Source organism: Komagataeibacter sp. FNDCF1, from assembly GCF_021295335.1.
GTDB lineage: Bacteria > Pseudomonadota > Alphaproteobacteria > Acetobacterales > Acetobacteraceae > Komagataeibacter.
On the sequence record NZ_JAIWOT010000001.1, the window covers coordinates 3,268,734 to 3,290,516 of the forward strand.

The 21,783-nt window shown below is 65.6% G+C and carries 20 protein-coding genes; 12 read left to right on the forward strand and 8 right to left on the reverse strand.

The window, feature by feature from the left end:
* Position 1 precedes the first annotated feature (1 nt).
* From LDL32_RS15355 to tsaD, 3 genes are all read right to left on the reverse strand, one after another.
* Complete coding sequence (locus LDL32_RS15355; protein ID WP_233068298.1) at positions 2 to 487, reverse strand: glutathione peroxidase; 486 nt, start codon at positions 485 to 487, stop codon at positions 2 to 4.
* Positions 488 to 592: 105 nt separating this feature from the next.
* Positions 593 to 1,564, reverse strand: coding sequence for an NAD(P)H-dependent glycerol-3-phosphate dehydrogenase (locus LDL32_RS15360; RefSeq protein WP_233068300.1), 972 nt, complete (start codon positions 1,562 to 1,564; stop codon positions 593 to 595).
* 127 nt (positions 1,565 to 1,691) lie between these two features.
* Positions 1,692 to 2,804 (reverse strand): tRNA (adenosine(37)-N6)-threonylcarbamoyltransferase complex transferase subunit TsaD, encoded by a 1,113-nt coding sequence (tsaD, locus tag LDL32_RS15365; protein WP_233068302.1) that lies wholly within the window; start codon positions 2,802 to 2,804, stop codon positions 1,692 to 1,694.
* A 71-nt stretch (positions 2,805 to 2,875) separates the two neighbouring features.
* Between tsaD and hemC the strand changes: the two genes are divergently transcribed.
* Positions 2,876 to 3,958: a hydroxymethylbilane synthase gene (gene hemC, locus LDL32_RS15370; protein ID WP_233068304.1), complete on the forward strand. Its 1,083-nt coding sequence runs from the start codon at positions 2,876 to 2,878 to the stop codon at positions 3,956 to 3,958.
* A 17-nt stretch (positions 3,959 to 3,975) separates the two neighbouring features.
* Positions 3,976 to 4,689, forward strand: a complete 714-nt coding sequence (locus LDL32_RS15375; protein WP_233068306.1) for a uroporphyrinogen-III synthase — start codon at positions 3,976 to 3,978, stop codon at positions 4,687 to 4,689.
* Between the two features lie 134 nt (positions 4,690 to 4,823).
* Here LDL32_RS15375 and secB read toward each other — a convergent pair whose 3' ends face one another.
* Positions 4,824 to 5,345 carry a protein-export chaperone SecB gene (secB, locus tag LDL32_RS15380; protein WP_233068308.1) on the reverse strand — a complete coding sequence of 174 codons (522 nt, stop codon included), beginning with the start codon at positions 5,343 to 5,345 and terminating at the stop codon, positions 4,824 to 4,826.
* Between the two features lie 205 nt (positions 5,346 to 5,550).
* Here secB and LDL32_RS15385 point away from each other — a divergent pair, with 205 nt between their 5' ends.
* From LDL32_RS15385 to LDL32_RS15405, 5 genes are all read left to right on the forward strand, one after another.
* Positions 5,551 to 6,237, forward strand: coding sequence for a Tim44/TimA family putative adaptor protein (locus LDL32_RS15385; RefSeq protein WP_233068993.1), 687 nt, complete (start codon positions 5,551 to 5,553; stop codon positions 6,235 to 6,237).
* Between the two features lie 47 nt (positions 6,238 to 6,284).
* Positions 6,285 to 7,520 carry a murein transglycosylase A gene (locus tag LDL32_RS15390; protein WP_233068310.1) on the forward strand — a complete coding sequence of 412 codons (1,236 nt, stop codon included), beginning with the start codon at positions 6,285 to 6,287 and terminating at the stop codon, positions 7,518 to 7,520.
* A gap of 16 nt (positions 7,521 to 7,536) precedes the next feature.
* A complete protein-coding gene (locus tag LDL32_RS15395; RefSeq protein ID WP_233068311.1) occupies positions 7,537 to 8,427 on the forward strand; it encodes a site-specific DNA-methyltransferase in 891 nt (296 codons plus the stop codon).
* Between the two features lie 82 nt (positions 8,428 to 8,509).
* Positions 8,510 to 9,922 (forward strand): cytochrome-c peroxidase, encoded by a 1,413-nt coding sequence (locus tag LDL32_RS15400; RefSeq protein WP_233068312.1) that lies wholly within the window; start codon positions 8,510 to 8,512, stop codon positions 9,920 to 9,922.
* A 144-nt stretch (positions 9,923 to 10,066) separates the two neighbouring features.
* Positions 10,067 to 10,672: a Smr/MutS family protein gene (locus tag LDL32_RS15405; RefSeq protein ID WP_233068313.1), complete on the forward strand. Its 606-nt coding sequence runs from the start codon at positions 10,067 to 10,069 to the stop codon at positions 10,670 to 10,672.
* Between the two features lie 130 nt (positions 10,673 to 10,802).
* Here the strand turns inward: LDL32_RS15405 and LDL32_RS15410 are convergent, their stop codons facing one another.
* Positions 10,803 to 11,900 (reverse strand): hypothetical protein, encoded by a 1,098-nt coding sequence (locus LDL32_RS15410; RefSeq protein ID WP_233068314.1) that lies wholly within the window; start codon positions 11,898 to 11,900, stop codon positions 10,803 to 10,805.
* A gap of 117 nt (positions 11,901 to 12,017) precedes the next feature.
* Positions 12,018 to 12,926, reverse strand: a complete 909-nt coding sequence (gene hemF / locus LDL32_RS15415; protein ID WP_233068315.1) for an oxygen-dependent coproporphyrinogen oxidase — start codon at positions 12,924 to 12,926, stop codon at positions 12,018 to 12,020.
* 173 nt (positions 12,927 to 13,099) lie between these two features.
* On the opposite strand from hemF, the gene LDL32_RS15420 reads away from it, so the two are divergent.
* Both LDL32_RS15420 and LDL32_RS15425 read left to right on the forward strand, forming a co-directional pair.
* Positions 13,100 to 13,915, forward strand: coding sequence for a cytochrome c1 (locus tag LDL32_RS15420; RefSeq protein WP_233068316.1), 816 nt, complete (start codon positions 13,100 to 13,102; stop codon positions 13,913 to 13,915).
* Positions 13,905 to 14,810, forward strand: a complete 906-nt coding sequence (locus LDL32_RS15425) for an S-methyl-5'-thioadenosine phosphorylase (RefSeq protein ID WP_233068317.1) — start codon at positions 13,905 to 13,907, stop codon at positions 14,808 to 14,810. The genes LDL32_RS15420 and LDL32_RS15425 overlap by 11 nt, the downstream gene beginning before the upstream one ends.
* A gap of 146 nt (positions 14,811 to 14,956) precedes the next feature.
* Here LDL32_RS15425 and LDL32_RS15430 read toward each other — a convergent pair whose 3' ends face one another.
* On the reverse strand, positions 14,957 to 15,619 hold the full coding sequence (locus LDL32_RS15430) for a dienelactone hydrolase family protein (RefSeq protein ID WP_233068318.1): 663 nt from the start codon (positions 15,617 to 15,619) through the stop codon (positions 14,957 to 14,959).
* 435 nt (positions 15,620 to 16,054) lie between these two features.
* On the opposite strand from LDL32_RS15430, the gene groES reads away from it, so the two are divergent.
* The 3 genes from groES to LDL32_RS15445 all read left to right on the forward strand — a co-directional run bounded on the left by groES (position 16,055) and on the right by LDL32_RS15445 (position 18,722).
* Positions 16,055 to 16,345: a co-chaperone GroES gene (gene groES / locus LDL32_RS15435; protein WP_102324530.1), complete on the forward strand. Its 291-nt coding sequence runs from the start codon at positions 16,055 to 16,057 to the stop codon at positions 16,343 to 16,345.
* 62 nt (positions 16,346 to 16,407) lie between these two features.
* Entirely contained in the window at positions 16,408 to 18,057 is a 1,650-nt protein-coding gene (groL, locus tag LDL32_RS15440) for a chaperonin GroEL (RefSeq protein ID WP_233068320.1), read from the forward strand.
* A gap of 461 nt (positions 18,058 to 18,518) precedes the next feature.
* Positions 18,519 to 18,722 (forward strand): cold-shock protein, encoded by a 204-nt coding sequence (locus tag LDL32_RS15445; RefSeq protein WP_010507660.1) that lies wholly within the window; start codon positions 18,519 to 18,521, stop codon positions 18,720 to 18,722.
* Between the two features lie 46 nt (positions 18,723 to 18,768).
* On the opposite strand, the gene LDL32_RS15450 is transcribed toward LDL32_RS15445, so the two are convergent.
* Positions 18,769 to 21,711, reverse strand: a complete 2,943-nt coding sequence (locus LDL32_RS15450; protein ID WP_233068321.1) for an ATP-dependent DNA helicase — start codon at positions 21,709 to 21,711, stop codon at positions 18,769 to 18,771.
* Positions 21,712 to 21,783: the final 72 nt, after the last annotated feature.

The window sequence follows — 21,783 nt, forward strand, 5'->3', positions numbered from 1 at the left end:
ATCAGTGGTCCATCACCGCGCGTTCGACCGCCATGCGTACCCGCCGTGATTCGGGTGAGGTGATGGAGGTGAACCAGTTGACCAACTGCCCGTCACGCCCGATCAGGTATTTGTAGAAATTCCAGCGCGGCAGTGACAGGAACCCGCCCTCGCGTGCCAGCCAGCGGAACAGCGGAATTGCCTGCGGGCCCCTGACGTGGCTCCGGGCCGCAAGCGGGAAGGTGACGTTGTAATTGCGCTGGCAGAAGGTGGCGATCTGGTCCGCCGTGCCCGGCTCCTGCGCGCCAAAATCGTTCGAGGGCACGCCAATGACCATGAGATCATGGCCGCGCCAGGTGGTCCACAGGTTCTGCAGTCCTTCATATTGCGGCGTAAACCCGCATTTGGAGGCGGTGTTGACAATAAGGATCGGCTTGCCCCGCAATCTGGACATGTCAATGTCGGGTCCATGGAGGGCAGGCAGGATGAAATCGTAAATTGTGGTCATGGAAATGCTCGGTCTCGTATGCGTGCCGGAATGACCAGATTGCAGGCTGTAATGCCGGGGGTCAAGCCGCCTGTTTGCAGATGTGGAATGTGAGGGGCCGGGCCGTCACGCAAATTCATGCCCCACCGGGCGGGCCAGCAGTTGCCGGCTGGCTTCGGGCATGGTGATCGTACCCGCCAGCAGGCTGGATACGGTGGCGATGACCGGTGCGTTCACCCCATGGCGCAGGGCAAGCTGGTGGAGTGCGGGGGCGGTGGCCATGCCTTCGGCAACCCCTTCCAGCGTGTCGGCGGCTTCCTGCGCGGGGGTACCTTTGCCAACGGCCAGTCCCAGTCGGTAATTGCGTGAGGCAAGGCCGGTGCAGGTCAGCAGCAGGTCCCCGATTCCCGCAAGGCCGGACAGGGTTTCCGGCCGCCCGCCCAGCGCAAGGGACAGGCGCCCCAGTTCGGCGATGCTGCGGGTGATCAGGGCGGCGCGCGCGTTTTCCCCCAGCCTGGCGCCCATGGCCGCACCCGCGGCTATGGCCACCACGTTCTTGGCAGCACCCCCGATCTGTACCCCGGTCGGGTCATCGCTTGCATACAGGCGGAAGGCGGGGGTGGTCAGCATGTCCGCCAGCCTGCGGGCCTGTGCGCGCTCCGCACCGGCCAGCACGGCGGCTGTGGGCAGGCCGGCCGCCACTTCATGCGCGAAGTTCGGGCCGGACAGCACGCCCAGCACGCTGTGGGGGAACAGTTCGGCCATGACCTGCAGGGGCATGAGGCCGGTGGCCTGCTCGATCCCCTTGCAGCACGCGATCAGTGGCGCGCAGGGCGGCACGGCGCGTGCCGTGGCCCGCAGGTGCTGGGTGGGGCAGGCCAGCAGGATCAGGTCGGCCTGACGCGGCAGGGTGCTGGTGACGGTAATGGTGTCGGGCAGTGCATAGCCCGGCAGGCGGGGCATGACCCGCCCCGCGGACATGGTGGTGGCGTCCCGTGCCCACAGGCAGACCTCGGCCCCCGCGCGCGCGGCCTGCAGGGCCAGTGCCGTACCCCATGCGCCTGCGCCGATCACGGCAATCCGTGCGGTGTGGGTCATCCGTTTATCTTTCTCCGCCGGTCATGTGCCGTATCCGGTATTGTGGTATGTATCTAAGCGCAATGGGCCTGTCGGGGTTGCCGTGCAAGGGCCGCGGGCCCCGCACCGTTCCGCCGGCCACGTACTGTTACGCCTGCGTTCCGCCGTCCGCCGTCATCCGCTGCGCCATGTCGGTCAGTGGCCAGCGCGGGCGCGGGCGCATGGCAATGTCATCAGGTATGGGCAGGCCCGCTTCGCGGCGCGCGCGCATCGTCTCGATCGCGGCCCACGCCACCATCACGGCATTGTCCGTGCACAGGCGCAGGGGCGGCGCGGCAAAGGGCAGGCCGTGTGCCTGCGCGAATTCCCGCAGGCGCGCCCGCAGCACGCCATTGGCCGCGACACCCCCCGCCACCACCAGCGTGGTGGGGCGTTCCATCATGTCCAGTGCGTGGCCCAGGCGGTCGATCACGATGTCGCTCACCGCCTGCTGGAATCCTGCGGCAATATCGGCGGCAAGCTGGCGGGGCAGGGCGGTGCGCACTTCGGCGGGCAGTTTCTGCGCCACGGCGGTTTTCAGGCCGGAGAAGGAAAAATCGCATCCCGCCCTGCCCATCAGCGGGCGGGGCAGGGCAATGGCATGCGGATCACCCTCCCGCGCAAGCTGTTCCACCGCCGGGCCGCCGGGCCAGCCCAGGCCGAGCATCTTGGCCACCTTGTCAAACGCTTCCCCCGCCGCGTCGTCAATCGTGCCGCCCAGCCTGCGGTAATGGCCCACGCCTTCCACCGCGATGCACTGGCAGTGCCCGCCCGAGACCAGCAGCAGCAGGTAGGGAAAGGGCGCACCGTTATCCGCCACGCCGGGCAGGCGGGCGGTCAGGGCATGGGCCTCGATATGGTTCACGGCAATGAAGGGGCGGTCCAGCGCTATGGCCATGCCTTTGCCCATGTCCGCCCCCACGATCAGGCCGCCAATCAGCCCCGGCCCGCAGCTTGCGGCAATCGCCCCCAGTTCATGGGCGCGCATGTCCGCCCTGGCCAGCGTGTCGGCCACCAGTGCGGGCAGGGCGGCAAGATGGGCGCGGGCCGCGATTTCGGGCACGACCCCGCCAAATGGCACATGGCCGGATTGCGATAATGTCGTTTCTGCCAGTATCGCGCCATCCGCGCGCACGATGGCGCAGGCGGTATCATCGCACGAAGATTCAATGGCCATAACGGGAGTTGGCAGATCGGGATATGTCTGTTCGGTGTCGGGCATGGTGTAATTTACAATCCGGGTGTGCCGAATGTCATCTTTCCTTTATCGCGGTGCGGTAATAGACACGCGGTATGGAGTCCGCAAAGCCATCCGCCCCGTTTCCATCGTCCGCGCTACAGAAAGTCGCGGCCGAGGCTGCTGCCCGCCAGCGAAAGGAAGCCACACATCCCGAACCCCACCGGCGGCAGCTGCCGCTGAAGGTCGGAACGCGTGCCTCTCCGCTGGCACTGGTGCAGACACGGGCGTTCCTTACGGTGCTGACCCGTTTCTGTCCCGTGCTGCGCGACATGGGGGCGTTCCAGGAACACCAGATCAGCACGACGGGTGATCAGGTCCAGAACCGCAAGCTGGCGGAAATTGGTGGCAAGGGCCTGTTCGCCAAGGAAATTCACGAAGCCCTGCTGGACGGGCGGATCGATTTTGCCGTGCACAGCCTGAAGGATCTGGAAACCACGCTGCCACCGGGGCTGGTGCTGGCCTGCACGCTCAAGCGCGAGGATGCGCGCGATGTGCTCATCCTCGGCCCCGGCTGCGGGGAGCCCGACCCGGCGGACCCGTATGCCGTGCTGCCGCGGGGCGCGCTGGTTGGGTGTGCCTCCGTCCGCCGTCAGGCGCAGATGCTGCACGTGCGCCCGGATCTGAAATTCGGCCTGCTGCGCGGCAACGTGCAGACCCGGCTGGACAAGCTGGCCGCGCGCCAGTGCGATGCGACCCTGCTGGCCTATGCCGGCCTGCGCCGCCTGGGCATGGAGGACCGCGCCGACGTGATCCTTGACCCCACCATCATGGTGCCTGCCGCGGGGCAGGGCATCGTGGGCGTGACCGTGCGTGAAAGCGATGTGGAACTGCGCGAACTGCTTTCCGCCATCGAGGATTACGAAGCCCGCGCCGTTGCCACGGCCGAGCGCGCGCTGCTGGCGGAACTGGATGGTTCGTGCCGCACCCCCATTGGCGGTTACGCACGGCTGATTCCGGTTGTGGCCGGTGGCGCGCCCGAACTACACCTGACCGGCCTTGTCGCGCGGGAGGACGGGTCGTTCCTGCTCAGGCGTTCCATAAGCGGCGCGCCAGCGGATGCGGCGCGTCTCGGGCGTGATCTTGGTCGCAGCCTGCGGGCCGACAGCCCGGCCGACATCTTTGTTGAAGAGGCATAAGCCGCTTTTCCCTGCCCATGCGTGACGGGGTGATCATTACCCGGCCCCCGCCCGGCCTTGCCCCCACCATGGCGGCGGTGGCGGCGCTGGGGTGGCGGCCCATCGCGGCCCCGATGCTGGAGGTTATCCCGCTGGGCCTGGCGTCTGTAGGCCGCCAGCCCGATGCGGTCGTGCTGACCAGCGGGCAGGCCATCGCGGCGCTGGATGATCCGCGGCTGCATGCCTGTCCGTGCTACGTAGTGGGGCAGGCCACGGCGCGCCGGGCGCGGGCGGCGGGGTTTGTCCATGTCATCACCGCATCCGGCACGGCAGCGGATCTGGTGGATATGCTGCGTGAGGCATGTCCGGCGGGCAGCAGGCTGCTGCTGGCGGTCGGGCGCGGCTATGGGCGTGACATGGCGGATGAACTGCGCGGGGCCGGTTTGCGGGTAACGCGGCGATGTGTCTATGCGGTCGAGGCCGTGCGCGGGCTGCCCGATGCCGCAGTCACCGCGCTTTTGGCGGAGCAGGTGAGGGGGGTCATGTTCTATTCCACCCGCACGGCGGAAGCCTTCATGGCGGCCCTGACCCCGGTCGTGGCGGATACGCTGGCGCGTGTGGACGCCATTGCCATGTCGGCGGGCATTGCGGCGGCGCTGGCGGACGGGCCGCGCTGGCGCGCCATGCGGGTCGCGGCCCGACCGGAACAGGACGCCATGCTGGCCAGCCTTGGCCGCCCGGCATCCGGTTGAGCCCAGGCGGGCGCGTGGTCCCGCCTGCGAATGTTCCAGTTACAAATGTTCCGGACATGAAAGCCCGCAGGCATGAAAAAAGCCGGGAGCGAGTGCCCCCGGCCTTCCGTGTCAGTGCGTGCGGTCCCGACGGCTCAGGCGTGGCCCGGCGTCTGGTCGAACGAGTTGCGCTTGGCCTGCCACAGCGCCACGAAGTCGATCGGCTGCAGCACCACGGGCGGGAAACCACCATCGCGCGTCACTTCGCTCAGGATGTTGCGTACGTAGGGGAAGATCAGGCGCGGCACTTCCACCAGCAGGATCGGCTCGATCAGCTCGGCGGGCGGGTTGTTCAGCGTCGCGATCGCGGCATAGGACAGTTCGGCAATGAAGACCGGGCGGCCAGCGGGGCCACCTTCCTGCTGCGGGGGTTCGCTGGCTTCGGCCTTTACGGTCAGGATCACCTCGAACACCGGCTGTTCCTGCTCCAGGCGGTTGGCCTGCACGTCAATGTTGACCGAGATCTGCGGGTTGGTGCGCAGGGTCGCGAAGATTTCCGCACCGGCGGGCACTTCGAACGAGAGGTCCTTGATATACTGCAGGTTGATTGCCAGCGGGAGCGCGGGGGGTGCGCTCTGGCCGTTTTCAGGGGTGGGCGGCTGAGTCGTGTCGGACATGCTTGTCTGTATTTCCCAGAGAATATGTGGAAAAAAGAAATGAACACCGTATCCTCTGGCCGTAGCATGGGTATGCGGGCGATGGCCATAGCGCCTGCCGGAATTTTAACGGCGCTTGTGCATTGTGCTGGCACAGGGCGTTGCCTATGTTGTGGCGCAGGGTAATTTCTGGCAGGGCGCCCGCCTGCCGTTATGGACGCGCGGCATGAATTTTATCTCTGGTCATTTTCCGCTGGATCTTGTTGTTCTGGGGCTGGTGGCTGTATTCCTCGTTCTGCGCCTGCGCAGCATTCTCGGCCGCAGGGTCGGGGCCGAACCGGCGGTGCGCCCCATGGCGCCCCAGCCCCAGGCCCAGCCGGTGGTGGAGAAAGCCGCCGAACCCCCGCCGCCCGCCATCACCTATGACATCCCCGCGCCCGATACGCGCGTGGGCGGCGTACTGGCCCAGATCGCCAGCCTGCAGCCGGGATTTACGCCACAGGAATTCGCCAGGGGAACGGAAACCGCCTTCCGCCAGATCGTGGGCGCCTATGCGGCAGGTGATCTCAATGTCCTGCGCGAGCGGCTGACGGCAGCCACCTTTGGCGCGTTCGAGGCCGCGATCCAGTCCCGCCAGCAGGCGGGGGAAGTCCTGCGCAGCGAAATCCGTGACATTACCGACATCGCCATCATCGGCGCGGAAGTGGACGAGACGGAAGGCCCGAACCCGATTGCCCGCATCGAGGTACGCATCGTGTCAGATCAGGTCAGCCTGACGGTGGACGGCAATGGCCAGCCCGTGGCAGGCGTGGACGCCGTGACCGAATTTTCCGATCTGTGGACGTTCGAGCGGATTCTGGGCGTTAGCGCGCCCGGTGCCGGCTGGCGACTGGGTGCCAGCCGCAGCGCATAGGCCTGCCTGCCATAATTTGTCGATAAACCCATGTTCAGTCTGTGTGTATGAAACTGTCCAAGCGTGTTGCGCCATTGTGCGCCGTTATTGCCCTGTGTGGCTGCCACATGGAATCACCCAATACGGGCGGGCCGCCACGGGCCGCCCACGCGCGGGCACACCATGTTCCGTTCCGTTCGCTGCCCGGCTGGCAGGAAGATGCGCTGGAAGATGCGCTGCCCGTCTTCCTGCAGGACTGCCACAAGATCACTAGCCTGCCCGCCGACAGCAGCCTAGGGGGAGACGCCACATCGCATCCCGGCCATGTGGTCGGGGACTGGCAGGCGGCCTGCACGGCGGCGCGTGACGTACCCGTCGGGAACCGTGCCGCGGCACGGGCATTTTTCGAGCAGTGGTTCGTACCCTATGCCATGCCTGCGGGCAGGCGTGCGGATGGCATGCTGTTCACCGGGTATTACGAGCCTGAAATCAGGGGTTCCCTGCGCCGGGGCGGCATATACCAGACCCCGGTCTACCGTCGCCCTCCCGATCTGGTGCGCGAGCGTGACGCGAAGGGCAATGTCGTGACGGGCCGCAGGCAGGACGGGCAGGTCGTGCCCTACTGGACCCGTGCCGAGATCGACCAGGGCAGGCTTGCGCACCAGAAGCTGGAGCTGTTGTGGCTGGCCGACCCGGTGGATCTGTTCTTCCTGCAGATTCAGGGGGCAGGTCGCGTACGTCTGCCCGATGACAAGGTCATCCGCCTTGGCTTCGATGGGCTTAATGGCCAGCCTTACATACCGCTGGGCCGGGTAATGGTGGCGCAGGGGCTGCTGGAGGCTGATGATGTGTCCATGGCCTCCATCCGTGGCTGGCTTGAAGCCAATCCCGACCAGGCGCGCGACATGATGGAGCAGAATCCCAACTACGTCTTCTTCCGGGAACTGGAGGAAGGTGATACCCGGAGCGGCGCGCCGGGCGCGCTGGGCGTGCCGCTGACACCGGGGCGCTCCGTGGCGGTGGACCGCAGCTACATCCCGCTGGGAAGCCCGGTATGGGTGCAGGCGCAGGTCCAGCTGGACGGGCATCCCGCAACATGGCAGAGGCTTGATTTCGCGCAGGATCTGGGCACCGACATCAAGGGACCCGATCGCGCCGACCTGTACATGGGCTGGGGGCCGGAGGCTGCCCAGGCCGCAGGCAACCTGCATTCCGGCGGGCAGATGATCGTACTGGTGCCCCGCAGCAAACTCAGGCACGCAAAGACCGCTCCGGTCACATCAGATCCGCCCGGGGCGGAGTAAAGAGCGCAAGGATATCATGACAGGGCGACCCCGCGCGGCGCAGGCTTCCGTACCGATACCCCGCCCGCCGCGGACGGTCCGTTACACCGAAGGCCCCCACCTGCTGGTCCGTGGTGACTGCGTGCGCGCCATGCGTCGCATGGAGGCGGCCAGCGTGGATGTGATCGTGACCTCGCCGCCCTACAATATCGGCCTGAAATACCGCACCTACCGCGACCGGCTGGAGGAGGAAGGCTATCTGGACTGGATGGTGCAGGTAGCGGCCGAGGTGCGTCGCGTCATGCGGCCGGACGGGTCATTCTTCCTCAATGTGGCGGGGTCTTCCGCCCAGCCATGGCTGCCGTTCGAACTCATGGTGCGGCTGCGTGACCTGTTCGTGCTGCAGAACCATATATCATGGGTCAAGTCGATCTCGGTCGGGGCGGACACGCATGGGCATTTCAAGCCGGTCAACAGTCACCGCTATCTCAACCGCAATCATGAACACCTGTTCCACCTGACCCACAGGGGCGAGGTCGGGTTGAACCGGCTCGATATCGGCGTGCCGTACAAGGACAAGTCCAACATCGTTCGGCGCGGCCACCGCCAAGACCGGCGCTGCCGGGGGGATACATGGTTCATCCCGTATGAGACCGTGCAGGGCAGGGCGCAGAAATTCCACCACCCCGGCACGTTTCCCGTGCTGCTGCCGCAGATGTGCATCCGCCTGCATGGCAAGAGCGCGCCAGTGGTGCTGGACCCGTTCATGGGTACGGGCACCACGCTGGTCGCCGCCGTGCGGGAGGGGGGGCAGGGTATCGGGATCGATCTGGACACCATTTACGTCAACGTGGCGCGTGAGCGTGTCCGCCAGGCCATGAAGGCGCAGGCCGAAGGCGGTGTTGGTGCAGATGATCGAAATATCTGATCGTTTCCATTTAAACGATTATTTTGACAAATAATTCCTGAATCGGCCAAAACCACTTTCATCCAAGGGAAAGGGATTTGGCATGTCGGTCAGGAAGGCGGTTCTGGGGATAATGGCCGCAGGTTGCGTGGCATATGGCGGGACGGTCGCCTATCTTGCGCATTTTGATCACGCCACGGCGCCCGCGTCGGCGGCATCGGGCGTGGATGCCGTCTCCACCGCGGCCCTGAACGTGGTGCGTGAGGCACGTTGCGACTACTGCCATGCGGCGAATGTCGGCCTGCCCTTCTATTTCAGCCTGCCCGTGGCCAATACGCTCATGAGTCGCGACCGCGCGGAAGGGCTGAAGCATTTCCGCGTGGAACCGGTCATTACCGCCCTGCAGAATGGCGGCGTGCCCGATGAGGAACCGCTGGCCCGCATCGAGGAAGTGATCAACCAGAACCGTATGCCGCCCACGCTGTACCTGCTCATGCACTGGCATGCCCATCTGTCCGCCGCCCAGCGTGAAAGCATGCTGGCATGGATCGCGCAGGAGCGTCGCCAGCATTACGCCACGACGGGGGTGGCGGAACGCTTCGCGGCCGAACCCGTGCAGCCGATACCCGAATCCGTGCCGGTGGACGCACCCAAGGTAGCACTGGGCCAGCGCCTGTTCTTTGATAAACGCCTGTCGGGTGATGGACAGTCCAGTTGCGCAAGCTGCCACAGCCTGCAGCATGGCGGTGTGGACGGGCTGGTCACGGCAACCGGCATCTATGGCCGCAAAGGGCCGATCAACGTGCCGACCGTGTTCGACGCGGTGTTCAACAAAAGCCAGTTCTGGAACGGTCGTGCCGCGACGCTGGCCCAGCAGGCGGCAGGCCCGGTCATGAACCCGGTGGAAATGGGCTCGCACGACTGGCCGGACGTGGCCGCCCACCTGCGTGATGATCCGTCCTATGTTACGGATTTCCAGGCAGCCTTCGGCAGCGACGCGATCGACGAGAGCACGATCACCGATGCGATCGCGGAATATGAAAAGACGCTGATCACGCCCGACAGCCGCTTCGACCAGTATCTGAAGGGCGATGACGCGGCCCTGAACACACAGGAAAAGCACGGCTACAGGCTGTTCAAGGAGATTGGCTGCTCGGGCTGCCATACCGGCGTTTCCATGGGCGGACAGGCATTCGAGCCCATGGGGCTGGAGGGCGATTACTTCGCGGCCCGTGGGGGCCCCCTGACCGATGCGGACAAGGGACGTTTCACGGTCACGCACAACCCGGCGGACATGGAACGCTTCAAGGTCCCCAACCTGCGCAACATCGCCCTGACCGCACCGTATTTCCATGACGGCAGCGTCCGGACGCTGGATGAAGCCGTGCGCAAGATGGCGCGCTACCAGACACCGGATCACGACATCTCCGATCAGGACGTGGCCGATATCGTGGCCTTCCTCAACACGCTGACCGGGCGCTACCAGGGGCAGGTCCTGCACAACACGACGCCCTGATCCCAGCCGTGCCGCACCGGACACGACCCCGCCGCATACGCGGCGGGGTTTTTGCGTTATGGTCCGCGCCTGAAAACATGGACCTGTCAGGCCGGGTATGATTCTATATACACGGGCCACCGTGCCGGGGAGGGGACACAGACCGTGAGGCAGCGCAGACTGAACGAGGAGGAACAGGCCCTGTGGTCGGCCTTCGCGCATGGCATCGCACCGTTGCGAACGGCCCGGCATGCCCTGCCTGAAGCCCCGGCGCAGGCGCCCGCCATTCCACCCAGGCCCGCGGCAGCCCCCGGCATGAGCCGGGAGGACATCATGGAGCGGATCACGGCAGGAGCGGTGCATACGGTGCATGGAACCGCGTCGCACAGCCTGACCGTGCACAAGGGCAGGGGCGGCGCGTTCGAGATCGGCGTGCGCAGGCCGGGGCTGGACGATACAAGCTGGCGGGGTCTGGTCAGCGGCAAATTACGGCCCGTGCGCAGGCTTGACCTGCATGGGCAGGTGGCCCAGACGGCGTTCCACCGCCTGCACGCCTTCATCATTCAGGCGCATGCGGACAATGTACGCTGCATCGAGATCATTACCGGGCTGGGTAGTGGCCACAATGGCGGCATCCTGCGGCGCGAACTGCCGTTCTGGCTGGGGCGCGGCGATCTGGGGCGGCTGATCCTGGCGGTGGTGCATCCCCATTCCGCCAATCAGGGTGCCGTGCGGGTGCTGCTGCGCCGCCCCGGCAGGCAGGGGCGCTAGGCTGGAACCGCCGGGGCGGCTGGCCTGCCAAGGCAGATCCAGTTTGAATGGACACATTCAAACTGATGAAGACGCTCGATAAACAATGAGTCAGAGAACTTTCACTGAGCCAAAGTTCAGTGGAATTGCCCTAGTCCAGCCGCCATGTCGGCAGCTTGGCGGCAAGCCAGCGGCGCAGGGCCATGATGTTCGACGTATCGCCTGAAATCTGTCGCAGCATGTCCGTGGCGTCCGTGCAGGTCAGCAGCGTGCGGCCCGCATCGTGGCTCATGGCCTGTATGGCGCTGTCATGCAGTGCCGTTGCCGTGGCGGTCCGCCAGCGTGCCAGTGTCGCGGGCTGGGTCAGCATCGGCAGCACGAGCGCCAGGTCAATCGACGCGGCACCCGCCAGCGGTTTCCATGCGGCATAGAGCAGGTTGCCCAGCGCGGAGGGGGCATCCTGACGCAGTCGGGCTTCCATGCTCATCACATCCTGCCCCTGGATACTGAAAGGGGTGTTCCGGGTGGATAGCGTGAACAGGTTTGCAAAACCTGCCTGACCCAGTGACTGGATGAGCGCCATCGTGTCCGGTGCGCCCAGCGGGTCGGTTATCTGTATGGCGTCGACCTGGTTGTCATGCAGGGCGGCAGCGGCGGCCTGCGGGGTGGCCAGGCCGGTTACGGGAATGGGGCGCAGGCCGAACAGGCTCATGGCCAGCACGGTAGGCAGTTCGATGCCGGTCAGGGTGGATACCGCAATGCGCACAGGCCGGTCACGTATGAAGCTGCCAAGGCTGTGGTGCAGTTGCGCCCGCCCGATCACGACCGGTACCGTCATGCTCAGCAGCAGGGGCAGCCAGCGGCTGTAGTCAAAATGGATGCGCGGGTCCCCACACAGGGACGAGACCAGTGCGGAGCCGGGGGCCGCCAGCGCCATCATGCCATCTGATGCAAACTGGGAATCGAACAGGTTGGCGCCCGTCACCCCGTCCTGCCCCACCGTATTGCGAACCGGCAGGGGGGCAGGCAGATCAAACCCCTGAGCCAGTGCCGCCGGCAGCACGGGACTCCAGCGGTCGGCCATGGCGCTGTGGTCCCCCGCCAGCAGCAGGCCGGGCGCGCCGGAAGAATTCGCCGGCATGGACAGCCGTTCCCGCGGGAGTTCGGACGCCATGGCCCGTCGCGTGGCGCCCCCCATGGCGGCGCCCGTCGTGGCCAGCATGCCCAGCAGGGTCCGGCGTGTGATCATGGCCGTGCCGTGCGGGGGCAGGCAGGGGGCGGCCGCACGCCATGATAACACCGAGGCGGCTGGCGGATGGCCGGGGCAGGTTCGGGCGGGGCGGATAGGGCAGGCATGGGGCTATTCTTATGGCCAGTGGACTTCCGGGGGAAGACTCATGAGGATGGCTTCGGTATTTCCACCCGTTTTAAGGCCAAAAATTGTTCCCCTGTCGTGCAGCAGGTTGAACTCCACATACCGCCCGCGCCGGACAAGCTGCGCCTTGCGCTGGGCCTCGGTCCACGGCTCCATCATCCGCGAACGCACGATGTCGGGATAGGTCTCCAGAAAACCAAGCCCGACATCGCGGGTGAAGGCGAAGTCGGCATCTACATCGCCGGTATTGAGCCGGTCATAGAAAATGCCGCCAAGCCCGCGTGCCTCGTTGCGGTGGGGCAGGTAGAAATACCGGTCGCACCATTCCTTGAAACGGGGATAGTACTGCGGGTCATGCTTTTCGCACGCGGCACGGAAGCCGTCATGAAAGCGGGCGGCATCGCTGATGGCCTGCGCACTTTCGGGGAACATGGGCGTAATGTCGCCACCGCCGCCAAACCAGCCCTGCGTGGTGATGATCATGCGGGTATTGAAATGGGCGGCTGGCACCAGCGGGCTGCACATATGGGCCACCAGGCTTATGCCGGTGGCAAAGAAGCGCGGGTCCTGTGCCGCACCCGGTATCGAATCGCGAAATCCGGGGCTGAACTCCCCGCTTACGGTGGAAACGTTCACGCCCACCTTTTCGAACACGCGCCCGCGCATGAGGCTGATCACGCCGCCGCCGCCCGGCGTGCCGTCATCATTGGTGCGCTCCCACGGCGTGCGGGCGAAGCGGCCGGGGGCGTCCTTGCCCGGCAGGGTGGGCGCGCCTGCGGCCGCGGCCTCGTCCTCTATCTGTTCAAAGGCGCTGCAGATCCGGTCGCGCAGGTTTTCAAACCAGGCCCGGGCCGTATCCTTGAGTGCGTCGTGGGCGACGGGAGTGCGGGATGTTGTCATGGCTGTATCATTCTGCCCGTTCTGGTCGTTCGCAATGGGTATTACGGGTGCCCGTTTGTTCCGCCCATTGCAAGACGGGCGATTGCAAGGCTACGCCCCCAGCCGCTAGGAAGGGTGCCTGTGGCCGGGGATGAACGGGGAGATGTGCGAAGTGTGGCGGGAACGTAGCGGACATGCATGAACGGGGGTACTGGCAGGGCCGTGCCGCATGGGGTCGGGTGCGGCATGTCCTGCTGCTGGGCTGCGTGCTTGTAACCGCCAGCGGTGCGGGGCATGCGGCCATGGCGCAGCCGCACGCCTACCGCACGCCGCCCGTGCAGGACTGGAGCTTCCAGGGGCCGCTGGGGCATTTTGACATGGCGGCCGTCCAGCGTGGTTACACGGTCTATGCCCAGGTCTGTTCCGCCTGCCATGGCATGAAATCCGTGACCTATGGCGATCTGGCCGGACTGGGGCTGAAGGAGGCGGATATCACCGCCCTTGCCGCCAGCCACCATGTGCCCGCCGGGGTGGATGCCGGGGGGCACCCGGTCACGCGTCCGGCCAATATGGATGACCATCTGCTCTCGCCCTATCCCGATCCCCGCGTGGCGGCGGCGGCCAATCATGGCGTGATGCCGCCCGACCAGTCGCGGCTGGCTGTGGTCCATCCCGGCGGGGTGGACCGGATCTATGCCTACCTTGCAGGCTATGGCGAAACACCACCGCCCGGTACCACCGTGCCGCCGGGCCTGTTCTACAATCCCTATGCCGCCAACGGGCAGACCGCCATGCCGCCGCCGCTGCATGATGGCGGCGTGAGCTATCCCGACGGCACGCCTGCAACCGTTGCCCGGCAGGCGCGCGATGTCACGACCTTCCTGGCATGGGTGGCCAGACCCCACCTGACCGCGCGGCACCGCGTGGGGGTGGGTGCCGTCGTGTTTCTGGTGATTGTCCTTATTCTTTCCATCTGTCTGAAACGGAGAACATGGTCCAATGTCCCCTAATCCCGCCAGCAGCGAACAGATCGAGCCGGTTATCGGCCTGATCGGTGGTTCGGGCCTGTATGATATCGAAGGTCTTGAGGACAAGGAGTGGCGCACGGTCGAGACCCCATGGGGCAGCCCGTCCGACCAGCTTCTGTTCGGCAGGCTTGATGGCGTGCGCTGCGTGTTCCTGCCCCGCCACGGGCGCGGGCATCCGCTGCCGCCCTCGCGCCTGAACTACCGCGCCAATATCGATGCGCTGAAGCGTTCCGGCGTGACCGATATCGTGTCGCTTTCCGCCGTGGGGTCGCTTAAGGAAGAACTGCCGCCGGGCCATTTTGTGGTGATCGACCAGTTCATCGACCGTTCCTTCGCGCGTGAGAAGAGCTTTTTCGATACCGGCTGTGTGGCCCATGTGGGCATGGCCGACCCGCTCTGTCCGCGCATTGGCGACGTGCTGGAAAGCCAGTGCCGCGAACTGGGGCTGGATGTGACGCGCGGCGGCACCTACCTGGTCATGGAAGGGCCGCAGTTCTCGACGCGGGCCGAGAGCAATCTCTACCGTTCCTGGGGCTGCTCGGTCGTGGGCATGACCAACATGCCCGAAGCCAAGCTGGCCCGTGAAGCCGAGATCTGTTACGCCACCGTGGCCATGGTGACCGATTACGACTGCTGGCACGACGATCATGACAGCGTGACGGTGGATGCCGTGGTCAGGGTGATGCAGCAGAACGCCAGCCGTGCCCGCGCCCTTGTCCGCTCGGTCATACCGAAGCTGGGCGCGAAGCGTGGTCCCTGTTACGCGGGGTGTGACCGGGCGCTGGAACACGCCATCATCACGGCACCGGACAAACGCGACCCGGCCCTGCTGGCAAAGCTGGAAGCCGTGGCTGGCCGCGTGCTGAACCCGAACTGAACAGTAACAAAAGTCTTGGGATGCCGCCTTGTTTCAAAAAGGCGGCATTCTTTCAGGCTTTTTGAAAAAAAGCTTTACCGGGAACCCCATCCCTGTTGAAGAAGCGCCCATGCCGCATGGCACGGGCGTTTTTTCATGCGGGCGTATTACAGCCAGTGTTCAAAAAAGCTCAGCGTGCGCTGCATGGCCAGCGTGGCAGCCGCTTCATTGTAGGAAGGGCGGTCGGTGCAGCCAAAGCCGTGATCCGCGCCTTCATACGTGAAAATCTCGATATCCTCGTGTGCCGCGCGTATGGCGTCCACCTCGTCAGCGGGGATATGCGCGTCTTCCGCGCCAAAATGTAGTTGCACGGGGCAATTGGGCACCTGGTTGCGGGTCTGGGCGATGCCGCCGCCATACCACGCCACTGCCGCAGCAAAGGCCTTGGTGTGGCAGGCGGCTTCCCATGCCAGCTTGCCGCCCCAGCAGAAGCCGACAATACCCTTCTTTTCCCCCGGCAGGACCGCCGCCGCCGCCACAATATCCTGCAATGCGCTGTCCTGCCCCACTTCGGCGCGCAGCTTCAGCCCTTCATTCATGCCGCCTGCGTCATAGGGCAGGATTGTATCGCGCCGTGCGCGGTCGAACAGGGCGGGGGCAATGGCCTGATAGCCCTGCGCCGCAAAGGAATCGCACACGGCGCGGACATAGGGCGTAACACCAAAGATTTCCTGCACCACCACAACACAGCGCGCGGCGTCCGGCCGCCCGGCCCGATAGGCGGAAAATGCGTGCCCGTCCGCCGCGGTTACGGTCATGACTGCGCCCATGGCTTTCGCTCCATTCTTTCCTTCGTAATCAGGCACACAATGATGCCGGGCGCCCCTGCGTCAATATGAAACCCGCGTGATCACGGATTTCCGCCTTATCTTTATCCCTGCCGGCGCGCGGCCCGGAATCGGCACGGGGCGGGCCATGCGCTGGGGCCGATACTGCCCCGCCGTTTTGGCGTAGGGGAGTCATTCCAAATAACACTATGATTTTAAAATAAAAAATAATGCAAAGGCGAGTTTTGACCAATCCATCACGAATTATGCACCCCCGGCCGGGTCAGCATTCTTGACACCCGTGGAGGGGCTACCTATCTGGATATCAGCACTCTCATGAGGGGAGTGCTAACGCGATGCGGCCTGGCGCGCGCGCCAACCGGTGGCGTTGCTTGATTCAAGGGCGTTACCTTTTAGATATTATGGAGCGATCCATCCATGACGAAATTTCGTCCCCTGCATGACCGTGTGGTCGTCCGTCGCCTCAAGAGCGAGGAAAAAACAGCAGGTGGTATCATCATCCCTGAGACCGCCAAGGAAAAGCCGATGGAAGGCGAGGTGATCTCGGTGGGCGCTGGTGCCCGTAACGAGCAGGGCCAGATCGTGGCTCTGGACGTAAAGGCGGGTGACCGCGTCCTGTTCGGCAAGTGGTCGGGCACGGAAGTGACGATCGACGGTGAAGAACTGCTGATCATGAAGGAAAGCGACATCATGGGCGTGGTCGGCTGACCCACCCGCGTTTTCCGCACCGAGTAACCTTTTGAAAACCTTCCATACCGGAGAAGAAGAAAATGGCAGCCAAGGACGTAAAGTTCGGCGGTGAAGCCCGTCAGCGCATGCTGCGTGGCGTTGATATCCTGGCCGATGCGGTCAAGGTGACACTGGGCCCCAAGGGCCGTAACGTCGTGCTCGACAAGAGCTTCGGCGCACCGCGCATCACGAAGGACGGTGTCTCCGTCGCCAAGGAAATCGAACTGGCCGACAAGTTCGAGAACATGGGCGCGCAGATGGTCCGTGAGGTCGCATCCAAGACCAACGACATCGCGGGTGACGGCACCACCACGGCCACCGTGCTGGCGCAGGCCATCGTGCGTGAAGGCGCCAAGGCGGTTGCAGCGGGCATGAACCCGATGGACCTCAAGCGCGGCATCGACAAGGCGGTTGGCGTTGTTGTTGAAGAGCTGAAGAAGAACGCGAAGAAGATCACGACCCCCGCCGAGACGGCGCAGGTCGGCACGATTTCCGCCAATGGCGAGGCCGAGATCGGTGAAATGATCTCCAAGGCCATGCAGAAGGTCGGCTCCGAGGGCGTCATCACGGTGGAAGAGGCCAAGGGCCTGCACACCGAGCTGGACGTGGTCGAGGGCATGCAGTTCGACCGTGGCTACATCTCCCCGTATTTCGTGACGAACGCGGAGAAGATGACCGTCGATCTGGACAGCCCCTACATCCTGATCCACGAGAAGAAGCTCTCCTCGCTGCAGCCGATCCTGCCGCTGCTCGAAGCCGTCGTGCAGTCCGGCCGCCCGCTGCTGATCATCGCGGAAGACGTTGATGGCGAAGCGCTGGCGACCCTGGTGGTCAACAAGCTGCGTGGTGGCCTGAAGATTGCCGCCGTCAAGGCTCCGGGCTTCGGTGACCGCCGCAAGGCCATGCTGGAAGACATCGCGATCCTGACCGGTGGCCAGGTCATCAGCGAAGATCTCGGCATCAAGCTCGAAAGCGTGACGCTGGACATGCTGGGCACTGCGAAGAAGGTGCACATCGACAAGGAAAACACCACCGTTGTCGAAGGCGCTGGCAACAGCGAGGGCATCAAGGGCCGTTGCAGCCAGATCCGTGCGCAGATCGAGGAAACCACCTCCGACTACGACCGTGAGAAGCTGCAGGAACGTCTGGCGAAGCTGGCTGGCGGCGTTGCCGTGATCCGCGTCGGTGGTTCCACCGAGGTCGAGGTGAAGGAGCGCAAGGACCGCGTTGACGACGCCCTGCACGCGACCCGTGCGGCGGTTGAGGAAGGCATTGTCCCCGGTGGCGGCACGGCCCTTGCCCGCGCGTCGACCAAGCTGGGTGGCCTGCACTTCCATAACGACGACCAGCGCGTCGGTGCGGACATCATCCGCAAGGCCCTGCAGGCTCCGCTGCGCCAGATCGCCCACAATGCGGGTGAAGACGGTGCGGTCATCGCCGGCAAGGTTCTGGAAAACGACACCTACACCTTTGGTTTCGATGCCCAGATCGGCGATTACAAGGACCTGGTGGCAGCCGGCATCATCGACCCGATGAAGGTCGTGCGCACGGCGCTGCAGGATGCGGCATCGGTTGCGGGCCTGCTCATCACCACCGAAGCGATGGTGGCCGAGCGTCCCGAAAAGAAGGCCCCTGCCATGCCGGAAGGTGGCATGGGCGGAATGGGCGGCATGGGCGGCATGGACTTCTGAGTGTAGCCTGAGGCTGCATGGGAAGTGCGGGGGTGACGGGCCACGGTCCGTCATCTCCTCCCCCCGACCTGCTGAAAAGGGCGGGCGTGGCATCAGGCCACGCCCGCTTTTTTTTATGGGGCGGGTGATGGGGCCGGCGGCGGACCCGGTCGTGTTCCGGCCTGTGCGCCCCGGGGCTTGGCGCGATCTGGCCACTGGCCGGGCGGCATGGCAGGAAATGGGGGCGGGACGTTGCGGGATCGGGAATCACGACTTGTTGATCGATTATATCCCGATCTGCCGGGCCAGCGTATCTCATGATTTGACAGGGCAGGCCATTTCATGCTGCCCCTATGGTGCACGAACGACGTGAAAGCTGCAGGGTGTTTTCCGGATGCCCCGTTTTTTTCATGGCCGTAAGGCACGCGCCCGGATTGCCGGTATTAGGACCGGCAAGGATGGCGCTGGAGAAGAGACTGGCTATGGCTACCGGAAAAGTAAAATGGTTCAACGCAACCAAGGGTTTTGGCTTCATCATGCCAGATGATGGCGGCAAGGACGTGTTTGTGCATATCACCGCCGTGCAGGCAGCGGGCCTGCGTGGCCTGAACGAGGACCAGGCTGTCAGCTACGACATCGCCATGGAACGTGGCAAGGCCGCCGCGACCAACCTCAAGGCGCTCTGACGTCTTTCCCGCCCCGGGGGACGGGGCACGGGTCAGGCGCGGCCGGTCAGCCAGGCTGGTCGGCCGTGGTGTCGTGCGTATGCAGGAATGCCCTGATCTCCCCCGCCGCGGCACCCAGGCCCAGGCGGCGCACCGTCACCCCGGCGGGAAAAGCCGACAGCAGGCGTGACGGGGTACGCCGGTCCAGCAGGACGAACACACCCCTGTCCTGACGGCTGCGGATCAGGCGCCCGAACGCCTGACGCAGGCGCAGGCGCGCAATCCTGTCATCATACCGTCCCGGCTCCCCGCCGGAGAGGTGGATGCGCCGCTCCCGGTGCAGGATATCGGGCCGGGGCCATGGCACGCGCTCGAACGCGACCAGGCGCAGCGCCTCCCCCGGCACGTCAACACCATCACGCATCGCATCCGTGCCCAGCAGGCTGGCATTGCGCTCGCTGCGCAGGATGTCCACCAGCGTTGCATTATCCATCGGATCCACATGCTGCGCGTATAGCGGCAGGCCCGCTGCTTCCAGCGGTGTCACGATACGGCGATAGACTTCCCGCAGCCGCGATATGGCGGTGAACAGCCCCAGTGCCCCCCCACCCGATGCCATGAACAGCGTGCGGTAGGCCCCGGCCAGTGCCGCCGGGTCGTCATGCGCCACATCGGTGATGATGAAGGCCCGGCTCTGCCGTGCATAATCGAACGGGCTGGGGAACGAAGCCCGTATGGCGGGAGAAGGCAGGTGGATCGCACCGGCCCGCGCTTCCGCCGCGTCCCATGCACGCTCGGCGCTGTCCGGATGCGTCCCGTCGCCCGTTTCGTCACGCAGCGTGGCGGAGGTGACCAGCACGCCATGGGCCGGGGCTGCCAGCACGCTGGCAAAGGGAATGGTCGGGTCCAGCCAGTGGCGGTACAGACCGACATCCCGTTCGCCGGGGTTCTGGCCCTCACGCCGGTCCATGCGGATATAGTCGATATATTGCGGGGTTTCGCCTTCGACCTGTGGCTTTTCGGCCTGCAGGCTGCCCAGCATGGCGCACCACCCGTCCACGCGGGAAAGCGCGCGGCGGCGGATGGAGCGGATGGCGGCGGCAATCCGTTCGCGCATCGGGGTGTCCAGCCAGTCGGCTTCGGTCTCCAGCGCTTCCTCCAGCCGGGCGACCAGCGTGCGCAGGGGTTCTGCCAGCCGCCGCAGCGCGCGCTCCATCGCCTGTGCCGCCGCACGCAGATCATCGGGCATGGGGTAGAGATCGCATTCGCTGTCGCTGCGGCGGCTGCCCCCTTCGGGGCTGCCCTGCGTGCGGGCCAGCACCTGCTGGCGCAGTTCATGCAGCAGCATCTCGGCAGGGTTGGAAAGCGTTGGCTCACCGGTGGCGGCTGGCGCGACATCAGGCGGGGCCGCCGCCCGGTGCACGGGGTCGCGCGCGGCAAGGCGTGCCGACCAGCCCGGCGCCGGTAGCGCCCGGGCCGCCATCAGGACGGTATCGAGTGGGGTTTCCATGCGCGGGATGTGCGCCAGCAGGTCTTCCAGCCTGCGCCGCAGCCCGCGTGCGCGCGATCGTGCCCCTTCGGCGCCCAGCAGCCAGCGCCGCAGTTCCGCCGCCTCCAGCCCCGACAGTTCGAGCGCGAAGGCACTGTCCGCCGCATCGGCAATATGGTGGCCTTCATCCATGATGTAGCGGGTGGGGGTATTGTCCTCGTTACTGGTGTCGGACCCGTCCAGTGCGTGCCAGGCCGCCTGTGACATGACCAGCGCATGGTTGGCAATGACCAGTTCCGCCGTGCGGGCACGGCGGATGGAATGCTCCACCATGCAGGTCTGGTAATGCGGGCAGGCGCCGTGAATGCACTCACCGCGCCGGTCGGCAATGCCCACCAGCAGCCCACGGCCGAACAGGTCGGCAAACCAGCCGGGCAGGTCGCCGCCAAACAGGTCGCCATCACGCGTATGCGCCGCCCATAGCGCAATGAGCGCCAGCCCGATCAGCGCGCCACTGCCCGCCTGCCCACGGGAAAGCGCAATGTTCACGCTCTCCTCCATATTGAGCAGACACAGGTAGTTCTCACGTCCCTTGCGTACCACGACATGGGTGCCGCGCTCGGCCAGATCGGGGTACAGGCGGCCCAGTTCCGATTCGATCTGGCGCTGCAGGTGGCGGGTATAGGTGCTGATCCATACCGTGCCGCCATTGCGTCGCGCCCAGATGCTGGCGGGGGCGACGTAGCCCAGTGTCTTGCCTGTGCCGGTACCCGCTTCCGCCAGAACCATGTGCGGGTCGCCCTGTGTCGTGCGGGGCACGAAGGCGCTGGCCGCGACATGGGTGAAGGCTTCCTGCGCCGGGCGCTGTTCGGCGCCTTCACCCAGTATGGCGCGCAGGCGGGCGCGCGCTTCCTCTCCCGTTACCGGATGCGTGGCGGGGGCGGGCAGGGGGGCCGTTTCTTCCCATTTCGGCAGGCGGGTCCAGACTTTCAGCGCCTCGTTGGGCTGGATGCCGCTGGCCGGAGGGCGGTCATTCGGGCCGACGCCCAGCGCCGCGCACACGGCGGCTCCCCACGGCCAGCCGGCTTCGCGCATGCGCCAGGCCAGCGCGGTCCTGACGTCGGCCCCGGGCGTGTTGCGGCCCTGGGCTATGCGGTGCAGCAGCGTGAAGGCCAGGTCGGGCAGCAGGTCGGCTTCGGGTGCGTCCAGCCGGTCCCGGGGCATGTCCAGCGCCAGCCCCAGACCGCGTGCGGTAGGTGGCACGCCGCGCGCGGGCATGGTGAAGGCGAACAGTTCCAGCAGATCCAGCCACGGGCCGGGGCGCGGCAGCGGGGGCAGGTCCAGCCTGCGGGCCATGGCGGGTGCATGTATGACCATGGGCGCGGGCCAGTTCGGCAGCTCGCGCCTTATGTCCGCCGCCGTCATGGACACGATTTCCCCATCCGGGGTCAGGACCGACCATGCGCCATTGCGTGGCAGGATTGCCGGGGCGGTGTCCGGCAGGGGCGGGGTGTCTGGCATGTCGATACATGATATAGGGCACGCGCGGGCGCCTGTCGCCCGTCGTGTGTCATGTATTCTCATTGCTGTACC